General features: G+C 54.5%; 16 protein-coding genes. 3 read left to right on the top strand and 13 right to left on the bottom strand.

The features are described from left to right. The first annotated feature begins 10 nt into the window (after window positions 1-10). A complete protein-coding gene (locus FHS18_RS16025; RefSeq protein WP_183601068.1) occupies window positions 11-478 on the top strand; it encodes a RidA family protein in 468 nt (155 codons plus the stop codon). 102 nt (window positions 479-580) lie between these two features. On the opposite strand, the gene FHS18_RS16020 is transcribed toward FHS18_RS16025, so the two are convergent. The 8 genes from FHS18_RS16020 to FHS18_RS15985 form a co-directional block, all read right to left on the bottom strand. After that, window positions 581-2,365, bottom strand: a complete 1,785-nt coding sequence (locus FHS18_RS16020) for a cache domain-containing sensor histidine kinase (protein ID WP_183601067.1) — start codon at window positions 2,363-2,365, stop codon at window positions 581-583. Between the two features lie 22 nt (window positions 2,366-2,387). After that, on the bottom strand, window positions 2,388-3,938 hold the full coding sequence (locus tag FHS18_RS16015; RefSeq protein WP_183601066.1) for a response regulator: 1,551 nt from the start codon (window positions 3,936-3,938) through the stop codon (window positions 2,388-2,390). 252 nt (window positions 3,939-4,190) lie between these two features. Further along, window positions 4,191-5,894, bottom strand: coding sequence for an extracellular solute-binding protein (locus FHS18_RS16010; RefSeq protein ID WP_409348549.1), 1,704 nt, complete (start codon window positions 5,892-5,894; stop codon window positions 4,191-4,193). Between the two features lie 82 nt (window positions 5,895-5,976). Beyond that, on the bottom strand, window positions 5,977-6,873 hold the full coding sequence (locus FHS18_RS16005) for an ABC transporter permease subunit (RefSeq protein ID WP_183601064.1): 897 nt from the start codon (window positions 6,871-6,873) through the stop codon (window positions 5,977-5,979). A 28-nt stretch (window positions 6,874-6,901) separates the two neighbouring features. Beyond that, a complete protein-coding gene (locus FHS18_RS16000) occupies window positions 6,902-7,870 on the bottom strand; it encodes an ABC transporter permease (protein WP_183601063.1) in 969 nt (322 codons plus the stop codon). Window positions 7,871-8,674: 804 nt separating this feature from the next. Further along, a complete protein-coding gene (locus FHS18_RS15995; protein WP_183601062.1) occupies window positions 8,675-9,514 on the bottom strand; it encodes a sugar phosphate isomerase/epimerase family protein in 840 nt (279 codons plus the stop codon). A 14-nt stretch (window positions 9,515-9,528) separates the two neighbouring features. Then, on the bottom strand, window positions 9,529-10,404 hold the full coding sequence (locus FHS18_RS15990) for a sugar phosphate isomerase/epimerase family protein (protein WP_183601061.1): 876 nt from the start codon (window positions 10,402-10,404) through the stop codon (window positions 9,529-9,531). A 26-nt stretch (window positions 10,405-10,430) separates the two neighbouring features. Beyond that, window positions 10,431-11,507, bottom strand: a complete 1,077-nt coding sequence (locus tag FHS18_RS15985; protein WP_183601060.1) for a Gfo/Idh/MocA family protein — start codon at window positions 11,505-11,507, stop codon at window positions 10,431-10,433. 128 nt (window positions 11,508-11,635) lie between these two features. Here FHS18_RS15985 and FHS18_RS15980 point away from each other — a divergent pair, with 128 nt between their 5' ends. Further along, on the top strand, window positions 11,636-12,496 hold the full coding sequence (locus tag FHS18_RS15980) for an AraC family transcriptional regulator (protein WP_183601059.1): 861 nt from the start codon (window positions 11,636-11,638) through the stop codon (window positions 12,494-12,496). Between the two features lie 44 nt (window positions 12,497-12,540). Here the strand turns inward: FHS18_RS15980 and FHS18_RS15975 are convergent, their stop codons facing one another. Both FHS18_RS15975 and FHS18_RS15970 read right to left on the bottom strand, forming a co-directional pair. Then, window positions 12,541-13,209, bottom strand: a complete 669-nt coding sequence (locus FHS18_RS15975; RefSeq protein WP_183601058.1) for a hypothetical protein — start codon at window positions 13,207-13,209, stop codon at window positions 12,541-12,543. Window positions 13,210-13,292: 83 nt separating this feature from the next. After that, window positions 13,293-14,420, bottom strand: coding sequence for a metallophosphoesterase (locus FHS18_RS15970; RefSeq protein WP_183601057.1), 1,128 nt, complete (start codon window positions 14,418-14,420; stop codon window positions 13,293-13,295). 332 nt (window positions 14,421-14,752) lie between these two features. Between FHS18_RS15970 and FHS18_RS15965 the strand changes: the two genes are divergently transcribed. Continuing rightward, window positions 14,753-15,787, top strand: a complete 1,035-nt coding sequence (locus FHS18_RS15965; protein WP_183601056.1) for a lytic polysaccharide monooxygenase — start codon at window positions 14,753-14,755, stop codon at window positions 15,785-15,787. 223 nt (window positions 15,788-16,010) lie between these two features. On the opposite strand, the gene FHS18_RS15960 is transcribed toward FHS18_RS15965, so the two are convergent. Genes FHS18_RS15960 through FHS18_RS15950 form a run of 3 tightly spaced genes read right to left on the bottom strand, consistent with a single transcriptional unit; the run spans window position 16,011 to window position 18,471 of the window. Continuing rightward, a complete protein-coding gene (locus FHS18_RS15960) occupies window positions 16,011-16,667 on the bottom strand; it encodes a TetR/AcrR family transcriptional regulator (RefSeq protein ID WP_183601055.1) in 657 nt (218 codons plus the stop codon). 41 nt (window positions 16,668-16,708) lie between these two features. Continuing rightward, entirely contained in the window at window positions 16,709-17,752 is a 1,044-nt protein-coding gene (locus tag FHS18_RS15955; protein ID WP_183601054.1) for an ABC transporter permease, read from the bottom strand. Then, window positions 17,749-18,471, bottom strand: coding sequence for an ABC transporter ATP-binding protein (locus tag FHS18_RS15950; RefSeq protein ID WP_183601053.1), 723 nt, complete (start codon window positions 18,469-18,471; stop codon window positions 17,749-17,751). Before FHS18_RS15950 ends, FHS18_RS15955 begins: the two co-directional genes overlap by 4 nt. Between the last annotated feature and the right edge of the window lie 141 nt (window positions 18,472-18,612).

Raw genomic sequence — 18,612 nt, 5'->3', positions numbered from 1 at the left:
CGATTCGTTCATGGCCATCATCGAACAACTACTTGAGGAAAAAGGCATTAAGCTGCAGCAAGTTCCGACCCCGGTCGCGCAATACGTGCCGGCCAAGACGGTCGGCAACGTCGTCTATACGTCCGGCTGCGATTGCCGGATCGACGGCGTACTGATGTATACCGGCAAAGTCGGCAAGGACCTGACCACGGAACAAGGCTACGAGGCCGCCCGTCAAGTCATGATCAATATCATCTCCGTGCTCAAAGAGCATCTGGGTGACTTGGATCGAATCAAGCAAGTGGTCAAAATGCTCGCCTTCGTCAACTCCGCGGATGGTTACACGCATCAACCTTACGTCATTAACGGCGCTTCCGATTTGCTCGTCGAAGTATTCGGCGAGAAAGGTCGCCATGCCCGCTCCGCGATCTCCGCGAACGAGCTGCCGTTCGATACGCCGGTCGAGATCGAGCTGATCGTCGAGATCGAGCCGTCCTAAGGACCCAGCCGCACAACCGCTGGGTCGTATATATGCATAGCAAAGGCGCATCAGAGTTTAATCTCTCACGCGCCTTATTTCCCCCCCGCACCAACTCAACACTTAAGATACGGCCCGCGCTCGTTCCATCGGCTTTGCCGGAATTCGGATCACGACGGCCGTCCCGATCCCCATTCCGCTCGATACCGCAACGCCATAATCGTCTCCATAATGCAGACGAATCCGCTGATGCACATTGCGGATGCCTAAGCCCACATTAAGGCTCTCGCTCGGATCGAACAGGCTGCGCAGCGTCTCGTGGTTGATGCCGACGCCATCGTCGATGATTTTGAACACGATCGTTCTGCTGCTGTCCTGGAGGTGGCCGACGATACGAAGATGAATCCTCTCGCCGTACAACCCGTGCTCGAGCACGTTCTCGACGAAAGGCTGCAGAATGAGCTTCACCGTCTCATAGTCGTACAGCGCCGGGTCGATATCGTAATAAACCTTGAGCCCTTCGCCAAATTTGGTTCGCTGAATGTTGATATACGCCTCCACTTGCTCGATCTCGTCTCGGATCGGGATGATGATCCGCCCTTCATTCAGCGTCAGCCGATAGAATTTGGCCAGATCGAGCACCATCCGATGGAGCTTATCCACCTCGCCGAACCGGGCCAGCCGGCTGATCGAGGATAACGTGTTGTATAGAAAATGCGGGTTGATCTGCGCCTGCAGCGACTCCAGCTCCGCTTCTTTCTTCTGAATATTGGTCATATACACCTCGCGGATGAGCGACCCGATATTCTGTCCCATGTCATTGAGCGCGAGCGAGATCCGCGAGAACTCGTCCTTCCCTTTGAACTGCACGCGCTTGCCGAAATCGCCTTCCTGGAAGGAATCCACCACCGACACGATCTTCGTTACCTTCCGGGCAAAATAACGCGAAATAAACAAACCGACGACCGAGAACATGACGCATCCGGCGACGCAGGCCATAATCGTCCACAGCCTGATGTTGTTGGCGGCCGCGTCGGTGATCGACGACGGAATCAGCGCTACGATGCGTAAATCCAGCTGCTCGAGATGCTCCTCGATCACGATATGCCCTTTCTTGCGGGATTCGCTCAGCGGTTGGCCGGCCGACCGGTCCATCTGACCCGTGAGCGGGACGATGCGTCCTTCCCCATCAAGCAGATAGATGGAAGATCCGCTGCCGATCTTCGCGGAGTCTACGCTGGCGAACAGATCCGCGAGCCGGACGCGAATCCGGATGAACCCCATCTCATTCACCTGAACGAATTTCTTCGTGTCCACGATACGCCGCAGCAACGAAATATGCGCATACTTGGTATCATCCTCGATCTGCCGCCATTCCAGCGTATCCCCGTACTTCTCCTTCGGAAACTGCCGATACCAAGGCTTCTCCGCTATGCGATAGATATGATAAAGATCGAAGGCGGAATTGGGACCGGCGAGCGGGTCGCCATTGGCGTGCAAGCTGTAGATTTCCCTAAGCGTTTCGTTATGGAGATAGACGGACATCCAGATTTTGCTGTTCGCGGCTTCCAGCGCGGTCTGAATTCGCGGAACGACATATTTGGTCGTCGCTGTGTAACTGACCCATCCGGCCTCGTAATGGCGCAGGTGGTCCGCAAGCGTCGTATCGAAATACAACATATCCGAGATCCGCTCCATATCCTGCATGCGATAATAAATATTGTCCTTCATCTGCTTGAGTGTACCGGCGCTCGTATCCCTGGTGCGCTCCTCGATCGACCGGACGAGCAGCGTGTTCGCTACATAACCTGCAAGCATCACAGGAATGATGATGAAGACGCAATAGGTCATCATCAGCTTATGGCCGAACGGGATGTAACGCTGCGCGCGAGCCTGTTCAGACCTCATCGGCAACCGCCCCTTATCTGTATTAGCTGCGCCGGAATTCCAGAGGCGTCTTGCCGTAAGTTTCCTTGAATTGGCGGCTGAAGTACGGCAGATAGCGGTAGCCGACGCGATCCGCGATCTCGTAAATTTTCAGATTCGTCTCCTTCAGCAGCGCACAGGCGCGCTCCATTCGGAGCATGATGAGGTACTCGCTGAAGTTCTGGCCGGTCTCCTCCTTGAACAAGAGGCCGAGATAATTCGGCGAGAAGGAGAATTGCTCCGCGATATCCCTCAGCGTAATGTTGCTGGCGATCCGCTCCTCCACGTATTGAATGATCTCCCGAATCAGCTTCCAGTTCTTCTTCTGTCCCTTCGAATGAAGCAGCTCGGAGATCGTGAACATTCGCTGTCTGAGCCACAAGTGAATATCGTCGATCGTCTCGAATTGCATAATGACGTCCAGGCTCTTCAGATCCATGCCGAGCAGCTGGAACAAATCTTCGTTCAACGTCCGCAGATGATCATGCAGCTTCATTAATATATAAAGCGCGTAATTGCGCACCGTAAACTTCGATTTGACGTTCTTCGCGGCAAGGAACAATGCGCCAAGCTCATCATGAATGCGGACTAATTCATAGCTGGACAGCGCTTGGAACAGCGCATCCATACGCAGATCGAACGTCCGGATATCCTCCATCTCGGATGTGGAGATTTCATGGTAGTCGATGATTTTGCCCTTACCTTTGAACATCTTGTTATCCAGTGCCTCGAGCGCCTGGCGGTAGCTGCGGCTTAACTCCGGGACAGATCCGCACATCGTACCCGCGCCTGCCGTGATCGTACAGGGCATCCTCTCTCTTAGCTTCAGCAGCAGTTGTTCCACCCTTACCGTCGCGTCGACAAGCAGCGCGATACGCGCTTGATCCACTTTGCACATGAAGACGGTCTTGCTGTCTTGAACCACGTTCATCAGCTGCTCCATCAGCGTCTGCGTCAGTCCTTTGCCCTCCTGCTCTTGCATAAGGCTGGTGTGAACGGCAAAATCATCGATCTCCAGCACGACGGCACGTCCCGGCCAGTCAAATAGCGACAGCTGGTAGTCCCGCTCGAGCACGTCGATCGCGGCGTTCGTATACGTCCCTTCGAACAGCTGCAGCAAGTATTCGTTCTTCACGACCGGCACCATCGAGGAATAGGCCGCCTCTTGCTTGCGGACCTGATCCAGTTGGTTGCGCGCCTTGACGAGCGAGTCGATCAGCTCCTGATCGTCCATCGGCTTGAGCACATAGCCGCACGCGTTAAGCGACATCGCTTTCTTCGCATAATGGAAGTCCTGATAGCCGCTGACGAAAATCACCTTCAGATCCTTCCGGCCCTCCATCGCCTGCTCCGCGAGCTCAAGCCCGGACATATGCGGCATTCGAACGTCGGTCACCAGGATGTCGATCTGCTCGGATTCGAGTACGCTGCGCGCGTTAAACCCGTTCGACACCGCATCCACGACGTGGAGCCCGAGCTCCTCCCATGGAATGAACGTACGCATTCCTTCCAGATCCAATCTCTCATCGTCAGCCAGCAGCACCCTGTAGGACATCTTGATCACTCCCGTAAGTTGGAATCGTGAAACAACGCCGTGCTTTCTGAACGAACATGCTCATGAGGGCCCTTTTGAACATAGTGATCGCTTTACGAATTCGTAATCCCAACTAGAATTTCCCATATCGAGCTTGATCCGACAAGGTTAAATTTCTCTGATTTGGAGGGTCTTTTTGTACACCTGCGCATCGAAAAACGAGGATGCGCTGATCATCAGCACACCCTCGCTCGGGACGTCTAGCTTCAAGGCTCAATTGCCGGCCATCTTCTCTTGGTTCGAATGCCATTTGGCCGTGATCGCTTCGAGATATTGCGGGAAGCCGACCGCAACGGAATCGTCGTGCGCTTTGTCTAGAATCGCCAGTACTTCCGCATCCGACTTAGCGAACAGCGCCTGCGCCCGGGCAGTCAGCCAGATGTCCTTCACGCTCTGCGCTACAATGCCTTCGGGCGAATCCGGGGACGGGTTAAGGTTGACGAACTGGGTCGCATCGCCTTGCGTCTTCCACGTAATCTTGTACTGCCAGTTCGTCGACCAATTGCGTTTCTCTTCCGGCAGCGTCGCTTCGAATTCGCTCTTCTTGCTGTCGAGGAATACCGTATTGCCGACCCAGATCATGTCGCCGGATACCGCTTGGATATCGATGAGCTCCTTCGGGTCGTCGCCATAGCGCGCCGTGAAGTTCGGCGTCTCGCTGTCTTCCTTGAATCCGTCCCAATAGCCATCCGGTCCTGGAGGACCCCACATTTGGACGGAGGAGCCTTCCGGTCCCGTCATCCAATCGAGCATCGCGAAGATCGCCTCCGGATTATCCGCGCTCGTCGTGATGGCCGCCATATTCCAGCCGAGCATATTATATGTGCCCGGATAAATTTTCGCCGGATCCAGACCTTGTTTATAGATAGGCATAATGAAGAAGTAGCCGTCATTGGGGTCCTTCGCGGACAGCTCCTGATCCGCCTGCATCGCCAGCTTCATCGGATCGACGGAGGCATAGACCGCGACGCGGCCGCTAAGGATTTTCTCCTTGATCTGATCTTCCGTCTGTGTCATTGCGTCCTGCGTCATCAGCCCTTCGCGCATCAGCTTGGCGGAATAGACCATCGATTCGCGGAAGCCTTCATCCTTATAGATCGATTCGAATTTGTCTCCTACCGGAACGGCCCAGTACCGGGTAAAGCTGAAGTTGTCTTCCTTGAAAGCGGAGAATAATTGATCGATGCCGTTGCCTTCCTTCGCAAGGCCGGTCTCGAACGGCACGACGTCCGGGTACTTCTCCTTCACTTGCTTCAAATAAGCGTACAGATCGTCCGTCGTCTCGAGCTTCGGTTCGCCGAGCGCTTTGTAGATTTTGCGGTTCACGATATAGCCGGCGTTGCCGTTCGGCTGATTCGTATAATAGTTCGGCATGCCGTAGATTTTGCCGTCGGCGGAGCGGAGCATGTTGATCATTTTGGGATCCGCCCACTTCTTGAAGTTCGGGTATTTCTCGATGTATTCGTCTAATGATACCAGCAAGCCAGCCTCGTACAGACGGTCGAAGTCGGCACCGCGGTCGGTCCAGATAATGTCCGGCAAGTCGTTGCCGGCAATCATCGTTTGCAGCTTCTGAGGGGCATTGCCGCCGGAATGAATGGCCGTGATGTTGATTTTCTTGTTCTCCTGGATCCATTTGCTCGCGGCGTCCTTGCCCCATTGCGGCATCGTGTACCAGTTATAGTTGCCGTAGAACGTGAGATCGAGCGGTTCCTTGCCGAGTTCATAAAGTTCGCTTTTCGGCGCTTCGGTAGTCGTGTTGCCTTCTGTCGTCGCCTCTGTGTTCGTCTTGTTGTTCCCCGTATTGCCGCCCTCCGGCGCATTCGCATTGTTGCCATTATTGCTGCTACAGCCGGCAACGACGGTGACCGCCACAGCGACGGTTAACGCATTCAACAGCACCTTTCTCTTCCCCACAAGCACTAACCCCTCTCATGAATATAATCTATGTTTAAAGCATTGCGCTCTAAACGTAAGCCTTAAGACCGCTTGGATGCGGCTATTCTTTCAGCGATCCTACGAGTACGCCCTTGACGAAGAAGCGCTGCAGGAACGGGTAGATGCAGATGATCGGCAGCGTGGCCACCATCATCGTCGCCGTCGTCAGCGATTTGCTGGTCACGGTCTTCACTTCGTTCATGCGGGCGATTGCGCCGGCATCCATATTGCTCATTTGCTCGGTCGCAATGTTGGAGAACAGTATCTGCCGAAGGATGGTCTGAATCGGGAGCAGCTTCTCGTTCATGATGTAGATACTGGCGATAAACCACTCGTTCCAGTGCGCAACCGCGGTGAACAATGCCAATGTTGCCACGACCGGGCCGGATAGCGGCAGCACGATGCGGAAGAACGTGCCCCAGTGCCCGGTGCCGTCGATTTTGGCCGACTCCTCCAGTCCTTGCGGCAGCTCGCGGAAGAAGGTTCGGAAGATGATCATGTTCCACACGCTCACAAGCGACGGGATAATGAAAACCCAGAAGGAATTGAACAGGCCGAGATCGCGAATGAGGAGATAAGTCGGAATCAACCCTCCGCCGAAATACATCGTTATCACGCAGACGAGCATATAGAAGTTGCGGCCCATCAGCTCCCTTCTGGACATGCCGTAAGCGAAAATAGCGGTGAACAAGATCGACGTAATCGTGCCCACGACGGTGCGGGATATCGTGACCATGAAGCCTTGAATGAGGCGGGAATCCTCGAAGACGACCTTGTAGTTATCCCACGTGAACGAGCGCGGCCAGAACGTAATGCCGCCTTTGGCCGTATCCATCCCCTCATTAAGCGAGACGACGATCGAATTCCAGAACGGATAGAAACTTGTGAATGCCAACAGAATCAGGAAGATATAGATGAATCCGACCAGGAAGCGGTCACTGAAGCTATAGTGAGTCACGCTGAACACCTCTCTTGCACGGTTTCCGTTACCATAAGCTGTTACCCGATCTGCGTGCGATCAAGTTGGCGATGGTCAGTAACGTTACACTGAGCACGGCTTTGGTCAGTCCGATCGCCGTCGCGTAGGAGTAACGGTAGTTGTCGATGCCCACCCTCACCACATACACGTCGAGCGAATCGGATACGCTTCTTAAGGCGGGATTGGAGGCGAAAATCAAGATATCCTCGAAGCCGGCGTTGAGCAGATTGCCGATGGCCAGAATGCCGAAGATGATGATGACCGGCATCATGCACGGGATCGTGATCATGTAAATTTGTTTGAAGCGGCTTGCGCCGTCCATGGATGCTGCCTCGTAGAGATGCGGATCGATGCCGGCGATCGCGGCGAGGTAGATGATCGAGCTGAATCCGATTTCCTTCCACACATTCGTCGTCACGAGAATGCCCCAGAAGTATTCCGGAAGCGACATGAAGTTGATCGGCTTGTCGATGAAATTCAGCTTCTCGAGGAACATGTTGATGCTACCGTTATCCACCGCGAGCATAGAGGTCACCATGCCGCCGATGACGACCCAGGACAGGAAATGCGGCAGGTACGTTAACGTCTGGATGATCCGCTTAAAGAACATTTTCCTGATTTCATTCAGCATCAGTGCCAGGAGGATCGGGGCCGGGAATGTGAATAGCAGTTTGAGCGAACTGATGATAAGCGTGTTGCGTACAACGGTATTGAATTCGGGCGCATTGATGAAATACTTGAAGTGCTTGAGGCCCACCCAATTGTTGCCGACCAGATCGGCCCCCATTTTGTAATCCTGAAAGGCGATCAACAACCCGTACATCGGGATGTAGCTGAATACGAAGATGAGCGCGAGCGCGGGCAGGACCATCATCTGCAGGTCCAGCTGGCGGATGAACCGCTGCAGCGCATTTTTCTTCGGTACATCGCGACTTGCTGCGCGTGCTGCGTTCACATCGGCGGACGCATTCGCCATGCGTGCATTCCTCCTTCTTGGGCAGTAAAGTTATAGCGTTTTAATTTTGTAGATGGGCTGCTGCGATGAGGAGAATCCCCGGGAATGTTAACTTATCTCCTTCGATCAGGCACTTTCGTGTTGCTGTATGTACAGTGTAACGTTTACATGGGGAAAGCTCTATATAGCTGAGCAACGAAAATTGATAATTATCAATTGGGAGTGTCAAGCAAGTTGACGTAGGCTTTAGGGGCTTTGCCCCTTGAACCCCTTTTTTTTGGCACCTCCCCTAAATCCCCTCCTGAGGAGGGGACCCCGAGGGCAACCGCCCTCTGGACACCCGTAAGTGGCATCGCTCGATACGCGGCCATCTTCGATGTGTCCTTTCGTGCGGGGAGACGCTATTGTCTGAACCAACTGGAGTAGAAGTCACTACTCCAGTTGGTTTGTGACAAAGCTTTGGGTTCGAGCTTCGTTCGCGGCTTTGGTGCCTTGGGGAGGAAACCTGGCTCGGTAGAGTTTGGTGCTGCTTGCGTGCTGACTCTCGCTTGACGTCCACCTTGTGGACACGCTTACGTTTTTCTTGGTGGTGACCTGTTTGGCTTGGCGGTATCATCATGCTTGCGTGCTGACTCTCGCTTGACGTCCACCTTGTGGACACGCTTACGTTTTTCTTGGCGGTGACCTGTTTGGCTAGGTGGTTTCATCATGCTACGTGCTGACTCTCGCTTGACGTCCACTTCGTGGACACGCTTACCTTTTTGCTCATAGTAAAAAGCCGTGCAGGGTTTCTGCACGGCTAATCAGTTACCTTTAACGCCACATTTAACGATGTTGATTCACGTACGCCACGGCGCGGCGCGAGCCTTCTTGTTGATCCTCGTCGCCTTCGTATTCGACAGTTAACCAGCCGTCGTAGCCGGATGAACGCAATGCGGCTAGCCGGTCGGCTACGATTACGTTGCCATCGCCTGGGACGACGCCGATGAATGGGCGGCCGCTGTCGGATTTGTAAACATTCCCCGGATAAGCCGCGGCATCGGACTCGGACAGTTCCTTGAAATCCTTGACATGGACATGAGTAATCCGGCCAGTCAGCTGTTCGTAAGCCGTTACCGGATTTTCGTCCACGAGCAGGAAGTTCCCCATGTCGTACGTGCTGCGGAGCGCCGGGGAACCGACGTCTTCGATAATGCCCAATACCTGCGTCCCTTTGCCGGCCAATCGGCCGTGGTTCTCAAGGCTGAGCACGATGCCCTTGGACTCGGCGTAGTTGGCCGCTTCCTTCAAGCCATCAATGATCCAGGCTCTGGCGGCTTCGATCGTCAATCCTTCGCGGACATCGCCGGCGAACACGCGGACGACCTTCGCGCCGAAATGCACGGCGGCGTCAACCGAACGCAGAATATCCTCGACCTGCTCCCGCCGTTTGCCGTCATCCGGTTCCGCGAGATTGTTGCATGCGCCGAAGCAAGCCAGCTTCAAGCCGGACTGCGCCAGCGCCGCCTCAACTGCCGGAATGTCCGACTCCGGCTTCCAGAACATGCTAAGAAGCTCGACGCCTTCGGCGCCGCTCTCCTGTGCGAAAGCGATAAAATCGGCATTGCTCCATTCCCCGCTGAACAGCTTACTGTGGCAGCTCCATATGCTAAGCGACGTTTTCATTGGCCGTTCTCTCCTTATTTGAACCGATTGATATAATCGACGGCAAGTTTGATGTCGGCTTCCGGATCGTCGCCAACCTCGCGCTCGATCGTCAGATAACCCGTATACCCGATGTCCTTAAGCGCAGCGAAATACGCATCAAACTTCACCTCGCCCTGACCTAACGGAAGCTCCGCAAAGTCGGCTCCCTCGCTTGCCATCTCGGCGATCTTCTCATGACTCATGCGGTCATAACCGAGATAACCGTACACCTGCTTCGGATCGACCACGCGCAGACGTTTGCCGTCCTTCACATGCGTATGGACGATATAGTCCTTCAGCGTGTACACGCCCTGGACGGGATCATCGCCTGTCACCATGACCATATTCGCCGGGTCAAAATTGACCGAAACGCCTTTGGAGCTGAGCGTATCCAGGAATGCGCGCAGATGCGACGCCCGTTCCGGCCCCGTCTCGATCGCAAAATAGGCGCCGCTTGCCGTTGCATATTGCCCCAGCTCTTCGCAAGCCTGCTGCAGGTCGGCATAGATGATTTCGCTCGTATCGTCAGGAACGATGCCGATGTGCGTCGTTACGATGTTCGTGCCCAGATCAAGCGCGAGGTCGAGAATGCGCTTCGATTTTTCGACTTTGGCCGGATTAGCCGCACCGTCTTGGAAGCCGTGTCCGCCGAGGTCGCCGCATAACGCGCTAATCTCCAGCCCCAAGTCCTCGATGTATGCGCGAAGCTCGCGGCGCTTCGCCGGCGTCATCGCTGCCGGGTCCATCTCGCCGGATACGGCGTAGATTTGCACGCCGTCCGCACCGATAGCCTTTGCTTTCAACAGGCCTTCCTTGACGCCAATCCCGAAACTGTCGACCATAACGCCGATTTTATTCGTGAGTTTCATCACTAGTCCCTCCCCAATGCATGATGTTAGTCGAATACGATCTCGCGGCCGGTCGCGGCCGACTCATAGATGGCCGTCAGAATCTTGATGATTTCCACGCCATCCTCTACCGGGCTTAACGTCTCGCATTCCCCTTGCGCGCTGCGGATAAAATGAGCGGTCTCGCGTCTGAACGAATCCATGAAATCGAAGGTGGAGAAATCGGTCTGCGGCGTCACATTCAAGATCGTGTCGTTCTTCTCGGTTACGATCTGCAGGGCCGGCTCAAGCTCGGCGCCGCCCTTGTCGCCATAGAGCTTCACGGACAACTCATCGTTCTTCGCATGCAGCGTGAAGCTGACCTCTACCATTAACGAAGCACCATTCTCGAAGCGGATGAGCGCATTGGCCATATCTTCCACGTCATTCTTCGTTGGATCGTAATCCGCTGCCTTATAAAAGCCCAAGTTAGCAATATTGGAACGGTTGCCTAATTTGTTGTAGGTGTTGCCGCTAACCGATTTGACCTTCGGTTTGCCCATAAGATACCAGCATACGTCAATGATATGAACCCCCAGATCGATCAGCGGGCCGCCTCCCGATCGCTCGCGGTCCGAGAACCATCCGCCCGGATTGCCGAGGCGGCGAATACAGTTCGCCTTGGCGTAATAGATTTCGCCCAGATCGCCGGCATCCACGAAGTTCTTCAGAATGGCCGTGTTCTGCGCATAGCGGCGCACGACGCCGACCTGCAGCAGCTTCCCCGTGCGCTTCACCGCTTCTTCCACACGAAGCGCCTCTTCCACCGTCATGCACAGCGGTTTCTCGCACAGCACATGCTTGCCCGCTTCCAATGCCGCGATGCTAATCTCCGCATGCGAATTGTTCCAAGTACAGATACTGACGCCGTCGATGTCGTCGCGTGCCAGTAATTCCCGGTAATCGGTATAGACATGCGCGGCGCCATACTTGGCAGCAGCCGCAGCAGCGCGTTCCTCGTTCAAATCACAGACCGCAACCAGCTCCGCCGCCTCCGAGTTCGCTTGATATGCATCCAGATGAACGGACGAAATCGAGCCCGTGCCAATTACGCCAATCCGAAATTTCCTGTTCGCCGTTTGCATCGTAAGACCGCTCCCATCTCCCGCTAGATTGTTATGTACCTATCTCATATAATCAAATTAATTGATAGAGCGATGTTGCTCTTAGATCCAACTATATCATGCATACTTATGGAGGGAGAATGTACAGGATGACAACATATCTGGATTATATGATCAGTCCGCTTCCGATTCGGGTGTACGATCCGAAGGTCGATAAGAGCAAGCTGCGCGTGAAGTCGCTGCGCCTCGTGTCGGCAGGTCATCTGCCGGGCCGGACGCTGCAGCGGGACAATGCCGTATTCATTTATTGGGCTTTTGTCTACATCGCGGGCGGTTCCGGTTATTACAAAGTCGGCGAAGGCGAAAAGCAGCCCGTCCAAGCCGGATCGCTGTTCTGCTTCTATCCGGGCGAAGTGTTTCAGTATGGACCGGACGAAGGAGGCGATTGGGAGGAATATTATTTTAACGTCGAAGGCGCCCGCATCGAGGAATGGCTGGCGAATTGGGTGGATAATCCGGCTATCGTCCGCCAGGTCGGCAGAGATGAGGCGGTGCTCAGCAAGCTGGAACGAATCTTCACGCTGGTGGAAAGCGGCATACCCGTTCAGCTCGACCAGGCTGCGCTGCTGCTCGAATCGGTACTGTTCGAATGGCTGGTTCAGCAGGCGCAGCCGACCGCGGGCAGCCGCAGCCAATACATGACGCGGATTATCGATGATTTGTCGGATACGCTGTATGAGGCTTTTGACGCGGACAAATTGGCTAAGCGACACCATATCTCCGTCTCCACGCTGAGGCGGATCGTTGAATCGTATACGGGTTATCCGCTCGGCGAATACATGCACCGGCTGCGGATATCGGAATCCAAACGGCTGCTGCTGAATACGGACTGGAGCGTGAAAGAAATCAGCGAACGGCTGGACTACAAGGACCCGTTCTATTTCTCCCGCGTGTTCAAGCGTCTGACCGGCTATTCGCCGAAGCGTTACCGCGATCAGATCGGGCAATAAAAAATACCCCGCAGTTACCTGACGGGGCATGAGACCTATCCATTTCAACTTCGCCTTGCTCGAACGATCTTGATGATTCCGATCACAATCAGCGTGACGCCAAGAATCACCCCGAGCCAGATCAGCATGCTCGTTAACGGCATGTTGTTAGCAGCAGACGTATTCGCCTTTTCCTTCGTATCCTCGACCGACTTGATATCTGTGCTCGGCTCCGGAGTTTCCGCGGTGTTTTCGATTGGCGCAATATCCGGGTTCGGCGGATAACCTTTGCCGAGCGCCTCGAGATCAGGGTCCCCGACAGCCGAGACTGGTCCGGTTCCTTCGCATAAGCCGGTCTCCAGCTGCGAATCGGAATCGTAGGCGAATACAATATAGCTCTGATTCTCCACAAACCCTTCATAGCCGCAGCTTGCCGAACTTTGCGCCGTATATACGACCGTTTCCTCGCCAAGATCGCCTTTCCATACGGTATCGACGTCGAACACGACCTTAACCGGATCAGCAGACGAGTAGAGCGGCCCTTCCGTTGGCAGTGTAATCGACTTCACTTTACCTGTGAATATAGCCGTCTTATACTTTAGCTGCTCTTCCACGTTCGGCAGCTCTGCGCATGAACAAGCAAATGCCGGACTTGGTCTTACGAGATCCCATACGCCGAGCAGCAGCAAGCAGCCAAGCGCGAACATCGCGACCGGTCGGACTATCGCCCTCATAACATCCCTCCATCTCAATGACGCTTGTTAAGATTCGGACGTTAGGAGTACCGGACTTGTTGCACCATCTTGCGGCTGCCAGTCTAATTGGCAGATGCGGCTGCCGTTGGCTTGAACGTCACGTCAATGACGGCAATCTCCGAACGGCTGCCGATCCGCACCGGAGGTCCCCAGAATCCGAACCCCGAAGTCACGATCGAATGCAGCGCTTCTTTGCGCAGATAACCCCAATCGTTCTCATAGATGCGATTCGTAATGGAACTGCCGGGTGCGAGCTGTCCGCGATGGGTGTGACCGGATACGACCAGATCGACGCCGCTTGCCGCAATCTGATCGAGTTCCCGCGGTTGATGGTCCAGCAATAAGACCGGCTTGGCTAGATCGATCCCGTCCATAACCTCGCTAAGCGAGGCGCGATCTTCAATGCTGTAATCCTCCCTGCCGATCACATAGAGCTGATCCGCAATCGGAGCCCATTCGTCGACGAGCAGCTGGATGCCGCTCGCCGCAAGCGCCTCGCCCAGTTCTTCCACGCCTCCCCTATAATCGTGATTGCCGAGACTTGCGTAAATACCGTATTTGGCTTCCAGCTTCGCCAGATCGTCGCCGATCCCCTGCTTCAGGAACTCGTCCAGGCTGTCATCGATGATGTCCCCGGGCAGCAAGATCAGATCCGGCTGCAGACCGTTCATCTTCTCCACCAACCTTTGCGCGTGCTTCTTGTTCGAGAGCGCGCCGAAATGCATGTCCGCCGCCATCACAATCCGCAGCGAGCTGCCCATCGCAACCGGCTTGTCGATGGTGATGGGATAACTGCGAACAACGGGCGAATAGGCCATATAAGTCCCGATCGTGAAAATGACGGCAATCGCGACGGCGACGATACTGCCTGTCCATCGTACTAGCCGTCGCGAATCGATGCGCGTAAAACGTTTCATGAGTGCGACCGTTACTCCGGCCAGCGGGAGAAGGATCAAGCCATACAACATGAGCACGAGCCAATAGTACCCAATTACCTCTATGAATAACGGCGCGGCGCCGAATCTCCCGAGCGGATAGGCATAAGCTATAATCGCAATGGCGAACGCATAACCGACCTTGACCTTATTCGACAGCTTGCGGATCGAATTCAGCCATTTCCATCCGCTCCACCCGATATAAAACGTAAATGCATTGTACAAAAGTAAAAACAAAATGAAGTAAACAATCATGATTCTGCTTTCTCCCCTCACAGCTGCTGTGCTTTACCTTCATAAAGCTTTGATTAACTTTTTGAAGAAATAGCTGACATAGCGTTGATAAATGATAAAAATCGTTATTTAGTATAACGCCGACTATATTGTGAGATAAATTACAGTTCGATATGATTATGCATATAAGCGAGTCGGGCGTTTATATTGGCGTATCGAAATGGGCTCTGGTATACTCCCGTCACGCCTGGATGCCATGGCCGCTCATTACAGATGAAAGGAGGAACTACACTTCTTCGTTCAGACAAAAGTTTAAGCGCTTTTATTTCATCAGTTATGGGAGGAAAACATTAATGACACTTCGTTTGGCAGATCAGACGATGCTCAGGAAGCTGCTGATTGCGGGCGGCATACTGACGCTGATGATGGTGGCGCTGTTGTTGTTCGCAGCTGGCAAGGCATCCGCTCACGGTTACATCGAGAATCCTGGCAGCCGCGCGGCGCTCTGCAAGAGCGGCGCCAACGTCGACTGCGGCAATATCGTGTATGAGCCGCAAAGCTTGGAAGCCCCTAAAGGCTGGCCGGCAGCTGGTCCTGCCGACGGCAAGATCGCAAGCGCCGCCGGCGCATTCCCTAAGCTTGACGAGCAATCCGCGACGCGTTGGAGCAAAGTGAACATCTCCGCCGGTCCGATCACGTTCCAATGGAAACTGTCGGCGATGCATGCCACCGCAAGCTGGAAGTATTATATCACTAAAGAGGGCTGGAACCCTAACGCTCCGCTGAGCCGCGACTCCTTCAATCTGACGCCGTTCTGTTCCATTAACTACGGCGGCGTGCAACCGCCTAGCAACTATGCCAGCAGCTGTAACGTTCCTGTCCGCACGGGATACCATGTCATCCTGGCTGTCTGGGAAGTTGCCGACACGGCCAATGCCTTCTATAACGTCATCGACGTAAACTTCGGCGGCGGCACGACGAACCCTACCCTGTCCGCACCGACTGGCCTTGCCGCATCCGGCATTACGAACACAAGCGCAACGATCTCCTGGAACGCGGTGTCCGGCGCTACCGGCTATCAAGTTTACCGCAATGGATCGCTGGTTGGCACCGCAACAACCACTTCCTTCACGAATTCGGGCTTGACCGCGGGGTCGACCTACTCCTATACGATAGTCGCGACGAATAGTTCCGGATCATCAGCAGCCTCATCGGCCCTATCCGTGACGACCACCGGCGGTACGACCACCGCCTACCCGGCCTGGAGTTCATCAACGGTCTATGTCGGGGGCAACAAGGTCACCTACAACGGCAAGAACTATGAAGCTAGATGGTGGACGCAAGGCGAGACGCCAGGCGTTGCCGAAGTGTGGAAGCTGATCTCATAGTTTTCGCCAAATGAACTGTTAATGGCACGCAAAAAGGCCAGCCGGACATAATTCCGGCTGGCTCTTTGTTGTCGGCAAGGAGGCCTCCCCCGCCTTAAGCTTCTTTACAGATGTCCGGATGCCTTCATCTCCGCGAGCGCTTTATTCACCAGCATCACGAACACGATCAACGACATAGGGCTATGACTCTAGTAGAATAGGCTCGTTTGCGGTTTCGCCAGGTTCAGCCTTTGCCTCGGACGCCATCAAGGATGAAACGAAGCAGCATCTTCAGTTCCTGCTCGTATTGCGCCTCGGACCGTTCCGGCAGCAGGATGAATCGGGTGGCGAAGTAACCGCCTATGCAGGTGAAGATCATCCGCATCAGCATCTCGTTAGGCAGATCGGCCAATTCGCCGCTTGCCTTGTACCGGTCGAGCGCTTTATACATATGCTTGAGGACCAGATCAAGCTGAATATGGGGAAGCAGATCCTTCCTCAGCTCCTCGCGGTAGAGCAGCTCCTTGACGACGATCTGGAAGATCTCCTTGTTCTCCTGCAGGAAAGCGGCCCGATTGCGCAGCAGCGCTGTCAGGAAATCTTCGAACGTCTCATGGTCTTCCGGCTTCACAGTCTGAATGACGTCTTGCATGAGCAACGGGTTAAATTCCTTCAGGAACGGAACGATGACCGACAGGAGCAAATTATCCTTCGTGCCGTAATGACGGAAGATGGTTGCTTCGGCCACGCCTGAAGCCCGGGCAATCTCGCTAGTCGACGTATTCGCATAGCCCTTCTCGGCGAACAAGGCGATGGCGGACTCGACGATTCGCTGCTGCTTGACCGTCTCTTTCTTGGATAATTTGGCCTGGGCGATAATGGTATCTAGAATATTAGTCATGCGATGAACCTATCCTTTGGTGGAATTCACGATAACCTTCATTATAGTTTACGATATTTGCGCAGCGCAAATGTGTTGAGCGCGATGAAGACCGCCGCGAATAGCAGCAACACGAGGACATCCACGGCGATATCGCCGAACCCCCAGCCTTTATACATGACACCCTTGAGCGCGTCGGCCCCGTAATAGAGCGGCATAATCCTGGCCAGTACCTGCATCCAACCCGCCATCGCGTCGAACGGGAATATCCCTGCGAAGAACACTTGCGGAATAATGACGATCGGGATGAACTGCACCATCTGGAATTCGGACGATGCGAAGGTAGATAGCAGGATGCCAAGCGAGAGCGCCACCAGCGCGAGCAGCAGATTGACGAGCAGCACGTTCCAGATCGAGCCGGCTAACGTAATGTCCAGCACCGTAATCGCATAGAACACGACTATGATCGTCTGTATGACCGCGAATATGCCGTAGCCTGCCAGATAGCCGGTTATGACTTCGCTGCGCCGGATCGGCGTGGACATCAGACGTTCCAACGTTCCTGTCATTCGTTCCCGCAACAGACCGATGCCTGAGATGAGGAAGACGAAGAAGAAGACGAAGAAACCGACCAGAATCGGACTTAACACATCGAAGAAATTCGTGTCCGCCGTGCCATAAAGATAGGTTGTGGTCATATTCCGTCCACCTGGCTGTTCAGCCGATTGCGCACCCTGCGATGCCGCCGCAAGCGTCTGAGCGACTTTCATCTGCAGCGCCTTGGCCTTGGTCGGGTCGTTGTTCGTCAGCGCCAAACTCAATTGTCCATCCGTCAGCTGAAGCGCGCCGTCCAGCTTCTCCCGGGTCAGCAGCTCCTCATCGATATGGTCGTAAGCTATGACGGTTAGATCCGCTTCCTCCAGCGCTTGCACGACGGTTGCCGGCACTTGAGAGACACCGAGACGGGATGGATCGTCATTCCCGTTGAACAAATAATACATGAGCGTCAGCACGAACAGCGGCGCAACGAATAGTAAGGCAAGCGTTCGTCTGTCGCGCAGCATTTGCTGCCGAATACGTCTGATTAAAGCCAACGTCCGCGTCATCGCGCTCCACCTACCTTCAAGAATACCTCTTCCAAGCCGCTCACCTGATAATCTGTCATAAGCTCCCGCGGCGAACCCGATGTCAGAATGCGTCCATCGCGCACCATCGCAAGCCTGTCGCAACGCTCCGCTTCGTCCATGACATGCGTGGTGACAAGGATCGTCTTGCCGGCTTCCCGCTTGAGGCGCAGCAGCTCGTTCCAGATAGACAGGCGCAGTTCCGGATCGATGCCGACCGTCGGCTCATCGAGGATCAGGATCTGAGGATCTTGAATCAGCGCAATGGCAAGCGACAGCCTTCTTCGCATGCCCCCGGAATAAGCCGCGACTTTCTTGCCCAGCTCATTCGCAAGCTTCACCAGATCGGCCGTATACGCGATCCGCTCCTTCTGCTGCGCCTTGCTAAGCTTGAAGAGCGAGGCGAAGAACTGCAGATTCTCAAGGCCGGTCAGTTCCGCGTATAGAGCGTCCGCCTGCGCCATATAGCCGATGGATTGCAGCAGATCGAGGTCCGGCATCCGCTTGCCGAGCACGTGTACCGTCCCCTTGTCGGCAATATCCATGCCGACCAATAACTTGACCAAGGTGGTCTTACCAGCGCCGGACGGGCCGATCAAGCCGTGAATTTCGCCACGCTGCACCTGCAGGTCGATTCGTTCGAGCACCTTCTTCTTGCCGAAGCTTTTGCTTACCTGATCCACGCTGATCGAGCGCTCCATAGAACGGCCTCCCGTTTCAATTTTGTGAGTGATTACTTACTTTTTATATTGCTACCATATTCGGGAGCTGTCAACTGGGTTCAAGCATAATTCATTGCGCTGTACGTTTCTATCTCATCCGTATAAGCTTATGAATATAGA

Source organism: Paenibacillus phyllosphaerae (assembly GCF_014192105.1).
Lineage (GTDB): Bacteria > Bacillota > Bacilli > Paenibacillales > Paenibacillaceae > Paenibacillus_Z > Paenibacillus_Z phyllosphaerae.
This window is presented reverse-complemented; position numbering and strand designations above follow the sequence as displayed.